This window comes from Methylobacter marinus A45, assembly GCF_000383855.1.
Classification (GTDB): Bacteria; Pseudomonadota; Gammaproteobacteria; order Methylococcales; family Methylomonadaceae; genus Methylobacter; species Methylobacter marinus.
In genome coordinates, this window is sequence record NZ_KB912877.1 from 520,159 (window position 1) to 536,135 (window position 15,977).

19 protein-coding genes are annotated in these 15,977 nt (G+C 58.7%); 17 read left to right on the top strand and 2 right to left on the bottom strand.

Annotation, left to right across the window (positions count from 1 at the left end; genetic code table 11):
- Nucleotides 1-5 precede the first annotated feature (5 nt).
- From cybH to hypF, 14 genes are all read left to right on the top strand, one after another.
- Nucleotides 6-716, top strand: a complete 711-nt coding sequence (gene cybH / locus METMA_RS0102225; protein ID WP_020157434.1) for a Ni/Fe-hydrogenase, b-type cytochrome subunit — start codon at nt 6-8, stop codon at nt 714-716.
- A complete protein-coding gene (locus tag METMA_RS0102230; RefSeq protein WP_020157435.1) occupies nt 713-1,384 on the top strand; it encodes a HyaD/HybD family hydrogenase maturation endopeptidase in 672 nt (223 codons plus the stop codon). Before cybH ends, METMA_RS0102230 begins: the two co-directional genes overlap by 4 nt.
- Complete coding sequence (locus METMA_RS0102235) at nt 1,384-1,680, top strand: HypC/HybG/HupF family hydrogenase formation chaperone (RefSeq protein WP_020157436.1); 297 nt, start codon at nt 1,384-1,386, stop codon at nt 1,678-1,680. The genes METMA_RS0102230 and METMA_RS0102235 overlap by 1 nt, the downstream gene beginning before the upstream one ends.
- Nucleotides 1,677-2,093, top strand: coding sequence for a thioredoxin domain-containing protein (locus METMA_RS0102240; RefSeq protein ID WP_020157437.1), 417 nt, complete (start codon nt 1,677-1,679; stop codon nt 2,091-2,093). The genes METMA_RS0102235 and METMA_RS0102240 overlap by 4 nt, the downstream gene beginning before the upstream one ends.
- 417 nt (nt 2,094-2,510) lie before the next feature.
- Nucleotides 2,511-3,359, top strand: a complete 849-nt coding sequence (locus METMA_RS0102245; RefSeq protein ID WP_020157438.1) for a hydrogenase expression/formation protein — start codon at nt 2,511-2,513, stop codon at nt 3,357-3,359.
- Nucleotides 3,356-3,577: a rubredoxin gene (locus METMA_RS0102250; protein WP_020157439.1), complete on the top strand. Its 222-nt coding sequence runs from the start codon at nt 3,356-3,358 to the stop codon at nt 3,575-3,577. Before METMA_RS0102245 ends, METMA_RS0102250 begins: the two co-directional genes overlap by 4 nt.
- A gap of 2 nt (nt 3,578-3,579) precedes the next feature.
- The gene (hybE, locus tag METMA_RS0102255) at nt 3,580-4,041 is read left to right on the top strand and encodes a [NiFe]-hydrogenase assembly chaperone HybE (protein WP_020157440.1); all 462 of its coding nucleotides are present in this window, start codon (nt 3,580-3,582) and stop codon (nt 4,039-4,041) included.
- A gap of 3 nt (nt 4,042-4,044) precedes the next feature.
- Nucleotides 4,045-5,232 (top strand): nickel-dependent hydrogenase large subunit, encoded by a 1,188-nt coding sequence (locus tag METMA_RS0102260; RefSeq protein WP_020157441.1) that lies wholly within the window; start codon nt 4,045-4,047, stop codon nt 5,230-5,232.
- A gap of 251 nt (nt 5,233-5,483) precedes the next feature.
- Entirely contained in the window at nt 5,484-5,885 is a 402-nt protein-coding gene (hypA, locus tag METMA_RS0102265; protein WP_020157442.1) for a hydrogenase maturation nickel metallochaperone HypA, read from the top strand.
- Nucleotides 5,885-6,679, top strand: coding sequence for a hydrogenase nickel incorporation protein HypB (hypB, locus tag METMA_RS23775; protein WP_020157443.1), 795 nt, complete (start codon nt 5,885-5,887; stop codon nt 6,677-6,679). Before hypA ends, hypB begins: the two co-directional genes overlap by 1 nt.
- Before the next feature lie 103 nt (nt 6,680-6,782).
- Nucleotides 6,783-7,013, top strand: coding sequence for a HypC/HybG/HupF family hydrogenase formation chaperone (locus METMA_RS0102275; protein WP_020157444.1), 231 nt, complete (start codon nt 6,783-6,785; stop codon nt 7,011-7,013).
- Nucleotides 7,010-8,125, top strand: coding sequence for a hydrogenase formation protein HypD (gene hypD / locus METMA_RS0102280; RefSeq protein ID WP_020157445.1), 1,116 nt, complete (start codon nt 7,010-7,012; stop codon nt 8,123-8,125). The genes METMA_RS0102275 and hypD overlap by 4 nt, the downstream gene beginning before the upstream one ends.
- Before the next feature lie 65 nt (nt 8,126-8,190).
- Nucleotides 8,191-9,234 (top strand): hydrogenase expression/formation protein HypE, encoded by a 1,044-nt coding sequence (gene hypE / locus METMA_RS0102285; RefSeq protein ID WP_020157446.1) that lies wholly within the window; start codon nt 8,191-8,193, stop codon nt 9,232-9,234.
- Nucleotides 9,234-11,552, top strand: a complete 2,319-nt coding sequence (hypF, locus tag METMA_RS0102290) for a carbamoyltransferase HypF (RefSeq protein WP_020157447.1) — start codon at nt 9,234-9,236, stop codon at nt 11,550-11,552. Before hypE ends, hypF begins: the two co-directional genes overlap by 1 nt.
- Nucleotides 11,553-11,874: 322 nt before the next feature.
- Here the strand turns inward: hypF and METMA_RS0102295 are convergent, their stop codons facing one another.
- On the bottom strand, nt 11,875-12,741 hold the full coding sequence (locus tag METMA_RS0102295) for a helix-hairpin-helix domain-containing protein (protein ID WP_020157448.1): 867 nt from the start codon (nt 12,739-12,741) through the stop codon (nt 11,875-11,877).
- Nucleotides 12,742-12,954: 213 nt separating this feature from the next.
- Between METMA_RS0102295 and METMA_RS0102300 the strand changes: the two genes are divergently transcribed.
- On the top strand, nt 12,955-13,644 hold the full coding sequence (locus METMA_RS0102300; protein WP_020157449.1) for an O-methyltransferase: 690 nt from the start codon (nt 12,955-12,957) through the stop codon (nt 13,642-13,644).
- Between the two features lie 25 nt (nt 13,645-13,669).
- On the opposite strand, the gene METMA_RS0102305 is transcribed toward METMA_RS0102300, so the two are convergent.
- A complete protein-coding gene (locus tag METMA_RS0102305; RefSeq protein ID WP_232216309.1) occupies nt 13,670-13,900 on the bottom strand; it encodes a hypothetical protein in 231 nt (76 codons plus the stop codon).
- Nucleotides 13,901-14,075: 175 nt separating this feature from the next.
- Between METMA_RS0102305 and METMA_RS0102310 the strand changes: the two genes are divergently transcribed.
- On the top strand, nt 14,076-14,999 hold the full coding sequence (locus METMA_RS0102310) for a DMT family transporter (protein WP_020157451.1): 924 nt from the start codon (nt 14,076-14,078) through the stop codon (nt 14,997-14,999).
- A 263-nt stretch (nt 15,000-15,262) separates the two neighbouring features.
- The gene (gene fae, locus METMA_RS0102315; RefSeq protein WP_036251419.1) at nt 15,263-15,775 is read left to right on the top strand and encodes a formaldehyde-activating enzyme; all 513 of its coding nucleotides are present in this window, start codon (nt 15,263-15,265) and stop codon (nt 15,773-15,775) included.
- Nucleotides 15,776-15,977: the final 202 nt, after the last annotated feature.

The following is a 15,977-nucleotide window of genomic DNA, read 5'->3' on the forward strand; positions in this document are numbered from 1 at the left end:
CCGCCATGACTCAACCTGCATCTTCCACTCAAGCCGTTTATGTCTACGAAAAACCGGTAAGGCTATGGCACGGCCTGAACGCCTTGGCCATCGTCGCCCTGACCGTCACCGGCTACCTGATCGCCGATCCGCTCGCGTCGGTGAGCGGCGAGGCGTCTGATCACTTCCTGATGGGCACTATCCGGTTCGTGCATTTCGCCGCCGGCTACCTGCTGGCGATCGGCCTGCTGTTCCGGTTGTACTGGGCCTATGCCGGCAACGAACATGCCCGGCAAATCTTCCTGCCGCCGTTGTTGAACCGGCGTTTCTGGCAAGGCGTCGGCCATGAAATCCTGTGGTATGCCCTGCTCGTCAAGGAACCGCGCAAATACACCGGCCACAATCCATTGGCCTTGCTGGCCATGCATTTCGCCTTCGTCTGGGGCACGCTGTTCATGATAATCACCGGCTTTGCGCTGTACGGCGAAGGCACCGGGCAAGGCAGCTGGCAATACGCGCTGTTCAGCAGTTGGGTGCTGCCGGTGTTCGGCGACAGCCAAAGCCTGCACAGCTGGCACCATCTGGTCATGTGGCTGATCGTGTGCTTCGTGCTGATCCACGTTTACGTCGCCGTGCGCGAGGACAGACTGTCCCGCCAGAGCATTCTGTCGACGATGGCGACCGGCTGGCGCACCTTCAAGGACGACAAACCGCTGGACGACATCCATTGGCCATGAACATTTTACTGCTAGGCATAGGCAACGTGCTGTGGGCCGACGAAGGCTTCGGCATCCGCGTGATCGAACATCTGCAAAAAAACTACCGCTTCCCCGACCGGGTCAAGGTCATGGACGGCGGCACCCAGGGCGTTTACCTGGTCGAACACGTACAGGCCGCCGATGTGTTGATCGTATTCGATGCCGTCGATTACGGCCTGCCGCCGGGCACTCTGAAACGGGTCGAAAACGATGACGTGCCGCATTTTCTCGGCGCCAAAAAGATGAGCCTGCATCAAACCGGATTTCAGGAAGTGCTGGCGATGGCGCAAATGCTGGGCGATTATCCCCGGCACCTGCTGCTGATCGGCGTACAGCCTGAGGAACTGGACGACTACGGCGGCAGCCTGCGGCCGTCGGTCAAGGCGCAGATTCAACCGGCGATCGACATGGCGCTTGATTTTCTGAAGGCTTTCGGCATTACGGCCGAAACGACCTGCACGGATGGCGAGCTGGCCGACCCGGTGTTGGACATGCATCGCTATGAACAGGAACGCCCCCCGGCAGACCAGGCCTGCCGCATCGGCGACGAACGTATCCTGCTGTCCGATGCATTTGAGGTGCGCCCGCCGCAACCCGCGGACGAAAACACATTGCAAGTCGATGTCGATTACCGGGGCAAATACTGATGTGTATCGGCATCCCCATGCAGATCATCGAGCCGCGCGGCGAATCGGCGCTGTGCGTTCATAATGGCCGGGAAAGCCTGATCGACATGATGCTGGTCGGCCCGCAGCCGGCCGGCACCTGGCTGCTGGTTTTTCTCGACACCGCGCGTGAAGTGCTCAGCGAACAGAAAGCCCGGCAAATCGCCGATGCGCTGGAAGCCGTGCATCTGGCGATGCAGGGCGAGAGCCGGATAGACCATTTATTTGCCGACTTGGTCGACAGGGAACCCCAATTACCGGAGTTTTTAAAATCATGACATCGCCGCTGATTACCCAATTGCAAACCCGCCACGGCTATCCTTTGCTGGATGCGGACAGTTACGATCATTTCGTTTACGGCAACGACAGCGTGGTGCTGTTTTTTTGTAACGATCCCGTTCAGTTTCCGGAAAGCAACGATGTCGCGGTGATCCTGCCGGAATTGGTCAAGGCATTCAGCGGCCGGCTGCAGGCTGCGGTCATCGGCCGATCCATAGAGCGGGAGTTACAGGCAAGATTCCGCTTTACCGGCTGGCCGTCGCTGGTGTTTTTGCGTAACGGCGAGTATTTAGGCGCCATCACCGGCATCAAGGACTGGCAGGAATACAGGCAGGAAACCGCGCGGATTCTGGCCGCCGCGCCCGGCGAGCCGCCCGTTTTCGATCTGGATAAAGTCTGTGGAGCACGTTGAATTTTGGAACCCGTAGGGTACCAGACTGTGAAAGTATTCAGAATTTTTCTCCTCAATGTCTATATGTTGTTATATACAAATATCAAATGCACAACATATTGTGGTGAAAATTTCAAAAAACGAATACTTTCACAGTCTCGTACGCACCGCGTACCTTTCCCAAACGTTCCAGGCATTCAAAATCTAAACAAAGGTACGAGACTGTGAAAGTATTCAATTTAAAAGATTTAACCACGAAGGACACGAAGCACACGAAGTTTTAAGTTATTGATTAATTTTATTTTTTCTTCGTGTCCTTCGTGATCTTCGTGGTGAATAAGGCTTTTTATGACGCTTTTCACTAATTCTTTCACAGTCTGGTACGCAATGCGTACCCTACATTTAATAAACAACCGAATATCAACAAATTCGAAAACTATGACATCAATCTCCCTCCCAATTTTCGGCCAGGGCAGCCAGCCTCCGGAAGAAGACGGCGTAGAACTGGACTACCTGCAAATGCCGCAGGAAATGGCGAGCTACCGCATGCCGCAGGTTTCGGCGGAGTTAAACGCGGCGGATCTGGCGCAGGCAAAAAATGCCTTGCGGCAACTGGAACAGAACCTGGCTGCATTTCCTTCAACTTCCGGAGCTATTGACCTGACCACGCTGAATCAGCCCAACCGGCAATTCATCAACGAACTGCTTGGCGAAGGCGAAGTCAGCCTGATCTGTTCCGGCAGGCAGGACATCCGCATTCAGGAATCGGTGCTGGCCGGCGTCTGGCGCCTGCAACAGCTCGACGGCCAACAACAGATCGTCGCCGATACGGTGGAAGTCGGCATTATTCCGCAGCACGCAGTTCAATCATCGTTCAACGGCGCAGCCGGCCAAATCGACACGCATTGGACGGCACTGCCGGAAGGCGTGATGAATGCGCCGCCGCTGCTGGCCGAACTCAATGCCAAAATCGCCGAATACCGGCCAGGCGGCGAGGCGCACATCATCAACTTGAGCCTGCTGCCGCAGACCGAACAGGATCTGGCGTTTCTGGAACAACGACTGGGTAAAGGCCCGGTGACGATACTGTCCCGAGGCTACGGCAACTGCCGGATCACCGCGACCGGCACCCGTTTCGTCTGGTGGGTACGGTATTTCAATTCCCAGGACACCCTGATTCTCAACACCCTGGAAGTCAGCGATGTGCCCAGCGTGGCCTGCGCCTCGCCGGAAGACATAGCAGACAGCCGTGAGCGCCTGCAGGAAATACTGAAGGTGTATTCATGAGCACAGCCTTTTTTGCCGGCGCCTTTGGCGGCGATGCTTCCGGATTGCCGCAGGAGACCCGGCTGGAATGCAAAATCTGCTGGCATGTCTATGATCCGGCAGATGGCGACGAGATCTGGCAAATACCGCCCGGCACGGCTTTTTCTCACTTACCCGAACACTGGAGCTGCCCGCAGTGCGGCGCGCCCAAACAGGATTTTCTGGTGCTGGACGACTGAACATGCAGTGGCGGAATGTCGAACAAATCAGCTGTGCGCTGGAGACAGTATTCAACGGCGTTCTGGAAACACGCATGCGCGGTGTGCCGATTATCAACCCTGCGCTTTCGGTGCAGGCCATCGGTTTCAATCCGTTTAACGGAGACTGGCTGGGCGTGCTGATTACACCCTGGTTCATGAACCTGCTGTTGTTGCCGGGACTGGACAGCCAGTGGCGTGAACAGCCGCCCGGCGGCAAATTTCAGCAGTCTTTCCCGTATGGCACATTCGAATTTACGCTGGCCCGCGAAGCGCAATTAGGGACTTATGCGCTGTGTTCGCTGTTCTCGCCGATGTTTCAGTTCGAGAATCAGTCAGCCGCTCTGGCTGCGGCGCAAGCCGCGTTGCAAGGCTTGCTGACCGTCCCGGCGGCGCGCGCCGTCAGCCGGCGGGACCTGCTGCGCGGCGCTTTCGGAAGCCGTTGAGCGATGCCGACCGGCGCTGTCCATATCGAACTGCATCACCGCGCCGGACGCGCGATGGAAGCGCGCGTCGTCTCCGCCCGGCCCGAAGCGGCGCGGGCATTGCTCGGCAAAACACCGGAACAAGTCCTGTCCAGCGTGCCGCTGCTGTTTACGCTGTGCGGCAATGCCCAAGCCTACGCCGCGCTGCTGGCCTGCCGCGCCGCATTGGGCATGGCGGCCGAACCCGAAGCCGATGCAGCCCGCGATCTGTTGGTGCAACAGGAAACCCTGCGCGAGCACGCCTGGCGGATTTTGCTGGACTGGCCGGGCCTGGTCGGCCTGGAACCGGATAAAAAAGACGTGGCGGCGCTGCTGAAATTCGATGCGCTTTTCAAGCGGCATCTGTTTCAAGATGGCGAGGCCTACAGGCTCGACAGCCGGCTCGACATCGATGCCATGCCATTTACGCGGCTGACGGCCGAATTGGAAGCGCTGATCGACGCCGCAATTTTTAAAGGTCGGCTTGCCGGTTTTCGGATGATAACCGGCGAAACGCAGCTGCTCGACTGGCTGCGCCAAAACGATGCGCTGCCGGCCAGCCTGCTGAGCGATTTGTATAGCCGGAACTGGACGGCGATAGGACAAAACGACATCGCCTGCCTGCCCGAACTTGAGCCGGAGGCTTTAAACCGGCAGATGCGGAATGAAGATTTGACTGCGTTCTGCCGCACGCCGCGCTGGCAGGGCCGCTGCTTTGAATCGACGCCATTGGCGCGGCAACGGTCGCATCCACTGATCGTCGGATTGCAAAACCGTTACGGCAACAGTCTGATGGTGCGTTTTCTGGCCCGTTTACTGGAAGCGGCGGCGATACCGAAGCAGTTAAGCCGGTTTGACAAGCAAAAAGTTAAGCAGGAGTTCGCCCCGGGTATCGGCGGCATCGGCCTGGCCCAGGTTCAGGCCGCGCGCGGCCTGTTGATTCATCGTCTGGAACTGCGGCATGGGCGGGTGTATGATTACCGGATCGTCGCGCCCACGGAATGGAATTTCCATCCCGAAGGCGCCGTTGCCCAAGGCTTGAAGCGCTTGGAAGCCGAAGATCCGAACGCGCTGCGGCGGCAGGCGGAACTATTGATCAATGCCGTGGACCCATGCGTACGATACAATTTAAAGCTGACGGACAGCGATAGCGAGACAAAAAATTATGCATGACAAACTACCGAGAACGGATTTGCACTTACCCGAAGGGTACATGGCAGGGATTCCCATGCATGACAAATCCGCCGGGAGCGGATTTGCATTTACCCGAAGGGTGCATGGCAGGGATTCCCATGCATGACAAATCCGCCGGGAGCGGATTTGCATTTACCCGAAGGGTGCATGGCAGGGATTGCCATGCATGACAAATCCGCCGGGAGCGGATTTGCATTTACCCGAAGGGTGCATGGCAGGGATTGCCATGCATGACAAATCCGCCGGGAGCGGATTTGCATTTATCCGAAGGGTGCATGGCAGGGATTGCCATGCATGAAATGTCGTTATGCGAAAGCGTTTTGCAGATACTGGAGCAACAGGCGGACACCCAGCAATACCGCAAAGTCAAAACGGTCTGGCTGGAAATCGGTGCCTTGGCCGGCGTCGAGACCGAGGCGCTGCGTTTCAGTTTCGATATTGTCATGCAAGGGTCGCTGGCCGATCATGCCCGCCTTGAAATCATCGAAGTGCCGGGCCAGGCCTGGTGTCTGCCGTGCGGGCGTAACGTGGCCGTGCGGCAGTTATACGATCAATGCCCGCGCTGCGGCAGTCATCAGTTGCAGATCAACGGCGGCGATCAAATGCGAATCAAAGAACTGGAGGTAGAATAATGTGCGGCGTATGCGGCTGCGGCGAGGGCCATTCCCACTCGCACGATCATGACCATTCCCATGATCACCATCATCACGACCACGAACACGGCGCGGCGCACGCTCACGCCCCGGATTTGAACCCGGCGCGCATGGTGCGGATCGAACAGGATATTCTGGCCAAGAACAATCGTTACGCCGCGGAAAACCGCCGCTATTTCAATGAGCGCGGCATGCTGGTGCTGAATCTGGTCTCCAGCCCCGGCTCCGGCAAGACCTCGCTGCTGACCGAAACCATCGCCCGGCTGAAAGACGACACCGGCATCGCGGTGATCGAAGGCGACCAGCAAACCGCCCGCGACGCCGAGCGCATCCGCGCCACCGGCGTGCAGGCGGTGCAGATCAATACCGGCAAAGGCTGCCATCTCGACGCGCACCGCGTCGGGCATGCGCTGGAAAGCCTGCAGCCGGACAGCCATAGCCTGTTGTTCATCGAAAACGTCGGCAATCTGGTCTGCCCTTCGTCGTTCGATCTGGGCGAGGCGCACAAGGTGGTGATCCTGTCGGTCACCGAAGGCGAAGACAAGCCGATCAAATACCCCGACATGTTCCATGCCGCCGACCTGATGATTTTGAACAAGACCGACCTGCTGCCGTATCTGGACTTCGACAGCGAACAATGCATCCGCTACGCGAAACAGGTCAATCCGCGCATCAAGGTCCTGTCGCTGTCGGCCAGAACCGGCGAAGGCATGGACAACTGGCTGCGCTGGCTGAAGGCCGAACTGGAACTGCAGCGCATCGCCTATGCTTAATGATCGCTACCGTAGGGTACGCAGCGCGTACCTTCTGGATTTTGATCGAGCAATTTGAAGCCGGTACGCAATGCGTACCCTACGTCTGAGGAAATCGAAAGTTATGTGCCTGGCTCTGCCCGCTCAAATCATCGCCATCGATCCCGACTCGGGGATGGCGACCGCCTCGGTCGACAACGTCAAGGTGGAAGTGTCGCTGGCCCTCGTCGATGATGTCGCGGTCGGCGACTACGTACTGGTGCATGTCGGTTATGCGCTGAACAAAATCGACGAGGACGAAGCCCTGAAAACGCTGGCCTTGTTCGCCGAAGCCGGATTCACGTCAAAGCCATGAAATACATCAGCGAATTCAGGCAACAGGACCTCGCCCGCCAATTAGCCCGGGCCATCGCGCAAACCGTCGATCCCGGCCGCCGTTACCGGCTGATGGAGTTCTGCGGCGGCCATACCCATGCCATTTTCCGCTACGGCGTGCAGGACCTGATGCCGGCCAATGTCGAATTCATCCACGGTCCCGGCTGCCCGGTCTGCGTTTTGCCGACCGGACGCATCGACAACGCCATCCAGCTGGCCGAACGGCATGAGGTGATACTCTGCACCTATGCCGACCTGATGCGCGTGCCGGCCACCGGCCGCAACAGCCTGCTGAAAGCCAAGGCCGGCGGCTGCGACATCCGCATGGTTTATTCCACGCAGGACGTCCTGAAAATCGCCCGCGACAATCCGGATCGCCCCGTGGTGTTCTTCGCCATCGGCTTCGAAACCACCACGCCGCCGACCGCCGTCGCCATCAGGCAGGCGCAGGCCGAACGGCTGGCCAATTTTTCGGTGTTCTGCAACCACGTGCTGACGCCCGCCGCAATGCTGGCGATACTGGACGCGCCGCAGCCGGTTTCTATCGATGCCTTTCTCGGACCTTCCCACGTCAGCACGATCATCGGCAGCCAGGCCTATGAGCCGTTCGCCGAGCACCATGCCAAACCCATCGTCATCGCCGGCTTCGAACCCTTGGACGTGATGCAGTCGGCACTGATGCTGATCCGACAGCTGAACGAAGGCCGGCACGAGGTCGAAAACGAATACAGCCGCGCCGTCACCCGGCAAGGCAATGTGAAGGCGCAAGCGCTGATGCGGGAAGTGTTCGAGTTGCGGCCGCAATTCGAATGGCGCGGCCTGGGCCTGATTCCTGACAGCGCGTTGAAGCTGAAACCCGACTACGCCGACTTCGACGCCGAACAGCGTTTCAGCCTGCCTGCCATTCAGGCATCCGACGTCAAAGGCTGCGAATGCCCGGCGATCCTGCGCGGCGCGAAAAAGCCGCAGGATTGCAAGTTGCTGGGCACGGTCTGCACGCCGGAAAATCCGATGGGGTCTTGTATGGTGTCGTCGGAGGGAGCTTGCGCGGCATACTGGTCGTATGGACGGTTGAGTCGTAGGTCGGGTTAGCGCAGCGTAACCCGACATTTGCCGCTACCTTTATCAAGCTACTTTGCAATACGGGAATCCATTCAATGCCCAAACCCTACACATCATCCCTTAACCTGACAACCGGCAAGGTCGACCTGAGCCACGGCGGCGGCGGGCGAGCGATGGCCCAACTGGTCGACGAGCTGTTCATCAGGCATTTCGATAATGACCTGCTGCGGCAGCGCAACGATCAGGCGCTGTTTGCCGTACCGGCGGGACGGCTGGTGATCAGCACCGACGGCCATGTGATCTCGCCGCTGTTTTTTCCGGGCGGCGATATCGGCTCGCTGGCGGTGCACGGCACCGTCAATGACGTGTCGATGTCCGGCGCGCGGCCATTGTATCTGGCGGCCGGGTTCATCCTGGAAGAAGGATTGCCGCTGGCCGATCTGGAAAGAATCGTCGCCAGCATGGCCGCCGCTGCCCGCCAGGCCAACACGCCTGTCATCACCGGCGATACCAAAGTGGTGGAGCGCGGCAAGGGCGACGGCGTTTTCATCACCACGACCGGCGTCGGCATCGTGCCGAAGGGCGTCAATCTTTCAGGCGACCGCGCGCGGCCGGGCTGCGCAATTTTGGTCAGCGGTTCAATCGGCGATCACGGCGTCGCCATCATGGCCGGGCGGGAAAACCTGCAATTCGGTACCAGCATCGTCTCCGACTCCGCCGCGCTGAACGGTCTGGTCGCCGAGATGGTGGCGATCGCGCCGGACGCCATTCATTGCCTGCGCGACCCGACCCGAGGCGGCCTGGCGACGGCCCTGAACGAACTGGCCCGGCAATCCGGGGTCGGCATGGTCGTCGACGAGACGCGGATTCCCATAAAAGCTGAAGTCAAAGCCGCCTGCGAAATTCTCGGCCTGGACCCGCTGTATGTCGCCAACGAGGGCAAACTGGTCTGCATCTGCGCTCCCGATGCCGCCCAACGCCTGCTGGCGGTGATGCAGCGGCACCCGCTGGGCCGTGACGCCGCAATCATCGGCGAAGTCGTCGACGATCCGCACGGCTTCGTGCAAATGCTCACCGCTTTCGGCGGCAGGCGCATCGTCGACTGGCCGGTCGGCGAGCAGTTGCCGCGCATCTGCTGATGGCCGGCAAGGCGATTCGGGCGCGCGGCGTAGTCCAGGGCGTCGGCTTCCGGCCGGCGATCTGGCATCTGGCCCGGCTGCACCGGCTGACCGGCTCGGTGTGGAACGACGCCGAGGGGGTTATGATCCACGCCTTCGGCAGCGACGAAGACATCGACGCCTTCATCCGGCAAATACCGCTGCAACTGCCGCCGCTGGCCCAGCTCGACAGCCTGGAGGCGCAGGATTTAAACGCACCGCCGGATCACGAATTCCGCATCGTTGCCAGCCGCGAAAATCACGGCGCCCAAACCCCGATCGCCGCCGATGCCGCCACCTGCCCCGACTGCCTGGCCGAAATCGCCGATCCCGCCAATCGCCGCTACCGCTATCCGTTCAGTAATTGCACGCACTGCGGCCCGCGGCTGTCCATCGTCCGGGGCGTGCCTTATGACCGCTGCCGCACCAGCATGGCGGAGTTTGCGATGTGCCCGCGATGCCGGAAGGAATATGACGACCCAAACGACCGCCGCTTCCACGCCCAGGCCAATTGCTGTCCCGACTGCGGTCCCAGGCTGTGGCTGGAGAATGACAACAGGGAAACCTGGCATTGCGATGATCCGGTCACACAAGCGGCCGAACTGATCCGGCAGGGGTTTATTGTCGCCATCAAGGGCCTGGGCGGCTTTCATCTGGCCTGCAATGCCGCCGATCCGGACGCCGTTGCGCGGCTGCGGCAACGCAAGCGGCGCTATGCCAAACCGTTCGCCCTGATGGCCCGCGATGCGGACATGATCGCCCGCCACGCCCGGTTGGGCGAACAGGAAAGCCGGGCTCTGCATGACAAAGCCGCGCCTATCGTGCTGCTGGCCGCGCACGGCATGACGCTGGCGCCCGGCATCGCACCGGATGACGACAAGCTGGGCTTCATGCTGCCCTACACGCCTTTGCACAGTCTGCTGATGCAGGCGCTGGACGCGCCTATCGTGCTGACCTCCGGCAACATCAGCGATGAGCCGCAATGCACGGACAACGAGGAGGCACGGGAAAAGCTGGCCGGCATCGCCGATTATTGGCTGCTGCACGACCGGGCCATCGTCAACCGGCTGGACGATTCGGTGGCGAGGCTGATGGACGGCAGCATCCGGCTGCTGCGGCGGGCGCGCGGTTACAGTCCGGAGACGCTGCCCCTGCCGGCGGGCTTCGAAGCGGCCGATAACATTCTGGCCATGGGCGCGGAATTGAAAAACAGTTTCTGTCTGCTGAACAACGGCCGGGCTATCGTTTCCCAGCATATCGGCGACCTGGAAAACGCCGCCGTGCAGCACGATTACCGCAATGCCATTACGCTGTACCGGCGGTTATTCGGCTTCACGCCCAGACGCATCGCCGTCGATCTGCATCCAGGCTATCTGTCTACAGAGTACGGGCATGCCTTGGCGGCAACAGAACCAGCGGAGCTAGTCGCGGTACAGCATCACCACGCCCACCTGGCCGCCTGTCTGGCCGAGCATGGCATACCCCTGGATACGCGCCCGGTGTTGGGCGCGATCTTCGACGGTTCAGGACTGGGCGATGACGGCGCGCTATGGGGCGGCGAATTCTTGCTGGCCGATTACCGTAGCTGCGCCCGGCTCGGCCATTTCCAGCCCATTGCCCTGCCCGGCGGCGCCCAGGCCATGCGCGAGCCCTGGCGCAACGCTTACGCGCAACTGCTGCATTATTTTGACTGGCCGGCGCTGCAGCAGGAATTCGACGGGCTGAACATCATCACATTGCTGACCGGCAAGCCGCTGGATACGCTGGCGACGATGATTGCCAGACAGCTCAACTCGCCGCCCAGCAGTTCCTGCGGCCGCTGGTTCGACGCCTTTGCCGCCGCGCTGGACCTGCATGCCGAACAGGTCCATTACGAAGGCCAGGCCGCGATTGCGCTGGAAACGCTGGCAACGCCGCTGTTCGCCGATGAACGGCCCTACCCGCAAGCCTGGACAGTCGATAACGACGGCGGCCTGCAGGTATTAAGCTGGCACGGCTTATGGCGCGCCGTGCTGGCCGATCTCCAATGCAGCACCGATAAAGCCCGCATCGCCGCCCGCATCCATCACAGCCTGATTGCCGCGACCGTCGACCTGCTGAACCGGCGCTGCCGTCAGACCGGCGCCGACTGTATCGTGCTCAGCGGCGGCGTATTCCAGAATCGGCTGCTGCTGGAAGCCGTATCCCGGCAATTGCGGCTGGCCGGCAAGACCGTCCTGTCGCCGCAGCGCTATCCGATGAACGACGGCGGTCTGGCATTGGGACAGGCGGTGGTTGCCGCTGCGCGAAGTATTAAATGAATGTGAGGAACTGATGTTAAGCATGGACTGTTTTTTATCCTGCCTGCCGCGCTGGCGATAGGTTGTGAAACCGATCTTCATTCAACTCGCAGCACCTTGCCGCCTGAATTAGTGATGCGCGTGTGTAGGTGCGAATTCATTCGCACTTAGCCATCTTTAAAAGATAGCAGCGTTTCGGGTCGAATACCCTAAAGGGCACAAGTGAATTCGACCCTACAGTTGAATTCAAGCAACCGTCGCGCTGGCGGTACTTTTTAAACCCGTCGCAATTCAACTGATGCATAACATCAGTGAAAAATTACGGTTTGATCCGGTTCAGTAATCAGCCTGCATTCGAAGCAGACGATCTCCGGGCGTAAAACTCGCGGCATTCGCGCTCCCGGCCGCGCACGACGCGCTTGCCCTGCAGCGGTCCTTTGGTTTCGGTGACGACCGTGTATTGCCCTTCATGATGCTGGTCGTCGTAGAAGTAAATAACCACCCAGTCCTTGATCCGGTTGAGTTGGTGGGCGCGCGAGGTGTTCGAGTACAAGGCCGTGAAATGCCAGCCATTGCGGGTTTTGTGCATGATCGGCAGCCAGGCTTCGCCGGACGGGTTGAAGCGTTTGGGCGCGATTTTGGGCAGTTCTTCCTCGTCGGCTTTGATCAGGTAAAGATAGTCAATTTCCAGCAGTAATTCGATCGGCACCTCGACGGTCGGCGCCTGCGTTTTTTTACGCGGACGGCGATAACCCAGAATGCGATCCAGCCAGGCCTGGATCATCTCGGTTTTGTTCCGGCTAAAGCCCGGCACGGCCGCGAGCCGCCCGTCATGCGCGGCCATTTCCAGCTCTTCCAGCGTGTCGATATGCAGCGTTTCCAGCAAGCGATGCGCCAGGGTCGGGCCGATGCCCGGAATCTGCTCGAACAGTTCGATGGGATCATGGCCGGTTTTCAGGCTGTCCAGCCGGCTCATGCGCCCTGTGGTGGCGTATTCGCATATCGAGCGGGCGATGCCGGAGCCGATGCCGGGCAGTTCGGTCAGGCCGTCGATGCCCTCCTTTTCGACGATCTCGGACACCGGCCGGTCGAGTTCGTCAACCGTAACTGCGGCCCGTAGATAGGCGGTCGAACGGAACGGATTGGCGCCCTGATCCTCAAGCAATCGGGCAATTTCCCGCAATCTGTCGGAAACTTCTTTGTTGATCATAAAGCGGTCCTCGCGCCCATTATGGCCTGTGACCCGCAATCGGCTCGCTAAGTTCTGGTCGTTTCGGGACTGGATAAATTTTTTAGCGCTCTGTTAAACGAGCCGAGGGCTTACGATGTCAGATGGGGGCGTTCGCAAGCAAATTTTTCCCCTGGCGTCCGCAAATAATAAAATACAATGACTCTCCCATCATTTCACAGCGAGGAACAGATAATGGCCAACAGGCAATCCCCCACGATAGCGAATCCCTCCGTTATCGTTCCGGTCAATCCGGCCATCGAGAACTACCTGCTCAGCCTCACCGGCCCTACCGATCACCCGGTATTGGCCGAGATGGAAGAGTATGCAAGGCAGCATAATTTCCCCATCGTCGATCGTCTGGTGGGTATTTTTCTGGAAACGCTGGCGAAAAGCATCGGTGCCCGGCGCGTATTCGAGTTCGGCAGCGGTTACGGTTATTCGGCTTACTGGTTCGCGCGCGCGGTCGGTCCTGAAGGCACCGTGATCTGCAGCGACGGCGATGCCATCAATCTGCGGAAAGCGGGGGACTATCTCAGCGCCGCCGGGTTATGGGACAGGGTCGATTTTCATACCGGATCGGCACAGGACATCTTCGCTCAAACCGAAGGACTGTTTGACATCTGCTACAACGATGTCGATAAAGGCGATTATCCGGAGGTCTGGAGAATGGCCCGAGACCGCGTCCGCCCCGGCGGCTTGTATATTGCCGATAATGTGCTCTGGCACGGCCGCGTGGCGGCGGAAAATTTTGTCGATATTGTGCCGGGCTGGACCGAGGCGATACTGGAGCACAATCTGTTGATCTTTAACGATCCCGATTTTGACAGTTTTATCAACCCGACGCGGGACGGCGTGATTGTCGCGCGTAAAAAAACAGCCTGACAGCAATACAAGTGCCGCCGGCTGTTCATTCATGGTTTTGCATGGCTTTGGACAGCTGCCGCATTTGCCCGGCATCCAGCCACTTCTTGCACCAGACGTTCAGCGCCCGCGCATCGCCCTGCATCAGCTTAAACTCTTGCCGGGCCAGTCCGGGCTGTTCCGTGGGCCACCAGGAATGCGCCTCCAGCTGTCTTTGCAGATAATCGCGCGCGGCTTCATAACTGGACTCGGTTATTCTGGAATTGCGTGTCGCCATCTTGATCACCCGTTTATGCTGATTATGGACTGGACAGATTTTATGATTATTGGAAACTCAAAAAACCATCAAGTTCCTGATTAATAACAGTTGATTTAAACCACTAACACTGCTTTATCCCACCTCTTTGAAACATCATGCCGACTAATTTATTAACTACCGCGATTTTATTCTGATGCGCATCACATTAGCCTACCTCAGTATCATTTTAATTTGGGCCACTACGCCGTTGGCGATCAAATGGAGCGGCGAAGGGCCGGGATTTTTATTCGGCGTGGCCGGCCGCATGAGCATCGGAATTGTCTGTGTATTAACGCTGCTGTTAATGCTGCGGCAACGTCTGGCCTGGCACGGCAAGGCGCTGCTGACTTATCTGGCCGTGGCCCTGCAAATGTACGGCGCCATGCTGTCGGTTTACTGGGCGGCGCAGTTCATTCCTTCCGGCTGGATCTCGGTGATATTCGGTTTGTCGCCGCTGATCACGGCGCTGCTGTCGGCGCTCTGGCTGAAAGAACGCAGCCTGTCGCCGGGCAAATTGTTGTCTTACGGTCTAGGCGTCGGCGGTCTGGCCGTCATGTTCGGTTCGGCCTTGCAATTCGGCCCTGAGGCGGTGCTGGGTATCGCCGGCGTACTGGTGGCCGCCGGCCTGCAATCGGCCAGTGCCGTTTGGGTGCAGCGCATCCGCGCGCAACTGCCGGCTTTGTCACAGGTCGCCGGCGGTTTGCTGCTGGCGGTGCCGGCCTATTGGCTGACCTGGTGGCTGGCCGATGGGCAATGGCCGGTTTCCTTGCCGCTTGCCAGTTTGGCCTCGATTATTTATTTAGGCGTTATCGCGACCACTATCGGCTTCGTGCTTTATTACTATGTGCTGGCCCATCTGGCCGCGACGCGCGTGGCCTTGATTACCCTGCTCTCGCCGGTACTGGCACTGATGCTTGGCCATACGGTCAATCATGAACCGCTGACCATGAAAATCGTTTCCGGTACGGCGCTGATACTGGCGGCGCTGGTTTTGCATGAGTTTTTCGACAGGATGACGAATTATTTCGTCCGGAAAACCACTGCCAGGACAAGGCGGCGCTTGCGGCCCTTGGATTGACGCGCATTGCGAACCTCTTCCGGGCGAAACTATTTTGCCGCCGGCCTGTCTTCTTTTTAATTCATGTTTGGTTTGTGAACTTTGGAACGGGAATGAAATAAGACCCGCAATTGAGGCAGGATTTCTGTTCATTTTCAAGGCGCGCAAACAGGCGCATAGCAAGCTATGTAACTGTTTGCGCAACGCCGAAGAGGGACAGAAAGACAAGTCAGTTGCGGGAGTTATAAAATTCACGTTCCTTAACAGGAGAGGCTGAAATGAAAATGTCAAAAATCGACAAAGTACTGGTAGGTGAAGCTCTTGTAGGTGAAGGCAATGAATTGGCGCATGTCGACCTGATCATGGGGCCGCGCGGCAGCGCCGCCGAAACGGCGTTCTGCATTACACTGACTAATCAGAAGCGCGGGGATAACGCTTTATTGGCGCTGGTGGCGCCCAATCTGATGGCCAAGCCCAATACGGTCATGTTCAATAAAGTCGAAATCAAAAACGAGAAACAGGCCACGCAAATGTTCGGTCCGGCCGAGCGCGGCGTCGCCAAGGCGGTTGCCGACAGCGTTAAAACGGGCGTCATACCGCTGGAGGAAGCCAACGATATTTTTATCTGTGTCGGCGTTTTTATCCACTGGGAAGCCGAGGACAATAATAAAATCCAGGACTGGAATTACGAGGCCACGATGCTGGCGATCAAGCGCGCCGTTGAGGGCACGCCGACAGCCGAGGAAGTGATCCGTCAGGAAGATGTCGCCCATCATCCGCTGGCAGCGCACGATTAATCACTGCCATCAAGCATTTGATGACTGCTGTCTCATCTCATCAATTCAAGGCATAAAACCGCGAACGACTGCCTGGACGGGAACTGATTCAGTCATTGCCCGGCATAAACACTTTCCTTGGGGCTTATGCATACGGTAGGGAAAGTCGCCCGCAGGTCATGGCGCCTGTATCCAGACAGTTCTGTTCGTTCGAGGCAAATAT

Excerpts from the sequence above, each read along its gene's own strand:
- cybH (WP_020157434.1), top strand. The coding sequence starts at position 6 with ATGACTCAACCTGCATCTTCCACTCAAGCCGTTTATGTCTACGAAAAA.
- METMA_RS0102230 (WP_020157435.1), top strand. The coding sequence starts at position 713 with ATGAACATTTTACTGCTAGGCATAGGCAACGTGCTGTGGGCCGACGAA.
- METMA_RS0102235 (WP_020157436.1), top strand. The coding sequence starts at position 1,384 with ATGTGTATCGGCATCCCCATGCAGATCATCGAGCCGCGCGGCGAATCG.
- METMA_RS0102240 (WP_020157437.1), top strand. The coding sequence starts at position 1,677 with ATGACATCGCCGCTGATTACCCAATTGCAAACCCGCCACGGCTATCCT.
- METMA_RS0102245 (WP_020157438.1), top strand. The coding sequence starts at position 2,511 with ATGACATCAATCTCCCTCCCAATTTTCGGCCAGGGCAGCCAGCCTCCG.
- METMA_RS0102250 (WP_020157439.1), top strand. The coding sequence starts at position 3,356 with ATGAGCACAGCCTTTTTTGCCGGCGCCTTTGGCGGCGATGCTTCCGGA.
- hybE (WP_020157440.1), top strand. The coding sequence starts at position 3,580 with ATGCAGTGGCGGAATGTCGAACAAATCAGCTGTGCGCTGGAGACAGTA.
- METMA_RS0102260 (WP_020157441.1), top strand. The coding sequence starts at position 4,045 with ATGCCGACCGGCGCTGTCCATATCGAACTGCATCACCGCGCCGGACGC.
- hypA (WP_020157442.1), top strand. The coding sequence starts at position 5,484 with ATGACAAATCCGCCGGGAGCGGATTTGCATTTATCCGAAGGGTGCATG.
- hypB (WP_020157443.1), top strand. The coding sequence starts at position 5,885 with ATGTGCGGCGTATGCGGCTGCGGCGAGGGCCATTCCCACTCGCACGAT.
- METMA_RS0102275 (WP_020157444.1), top strand. The coding sequence starts at position 6,783 with ATGTGCCTGGCTCTGCCCGCTCAAATCATCGCCATCGATCCCGACTCG.
- hypD (WP_020157445.1), top strand. The coding sequence starts at position 7,010 with ATGAAATACATCAGCGAATTCAGGCAACAGGACCTCGCCCGCCAATTA.
- hypE (WP_020157446.1), top strand. The coding sequence starts at position 8,191 with ATGCCCAAACCCTACACATCATCCCTTAACCTGACAACCGGCAAGGTC.
- hypF (WP_020157447.1), top strand. The coding sequence starts at position 9,234 with ATGGCCGGCAAGGCGATTCGGGCGCGCGGCGTAGTCCAGGGCGTCGGC.
- METMA_RS0102295 (WP_020157448.1), bottom strand. The coding sequence starts at position 12,741 with ATGATCAACAAAGAAGTTTCCGACAGATTGCGGGAAATTGCCCGATTG.
- METMA_RS0102300 (WP_020157449.1), top strand. The coding sequence starts at position 12,955 with ATGGCCAACAGGCAATCCCCCACGATAGCGAATCCCTCCGTTATCGTT.
- METMA_RS0102305 (WP_232216309.1), bottom strand. The coding sequence starts at position 13,900 with ATGGCGACACGCAATTCCAGAATAACCGAGTCCAGTTATGAAGCCGCG.
- METMA_RS0102310 (WP_020157451.1), top strand. The coding sequence starts at position 14,076 with ATGCGCATCACATTAGCCTACCTCAGTATCATTTTAATTTGGGCCACT.
- fae (WP_036251419.1), top strand. The coding sequence starts at position 15,263 with ATGTCAAAAATCGACAAAGTACTGGTAGGTGAAGCTCTTGTAGGTGAA.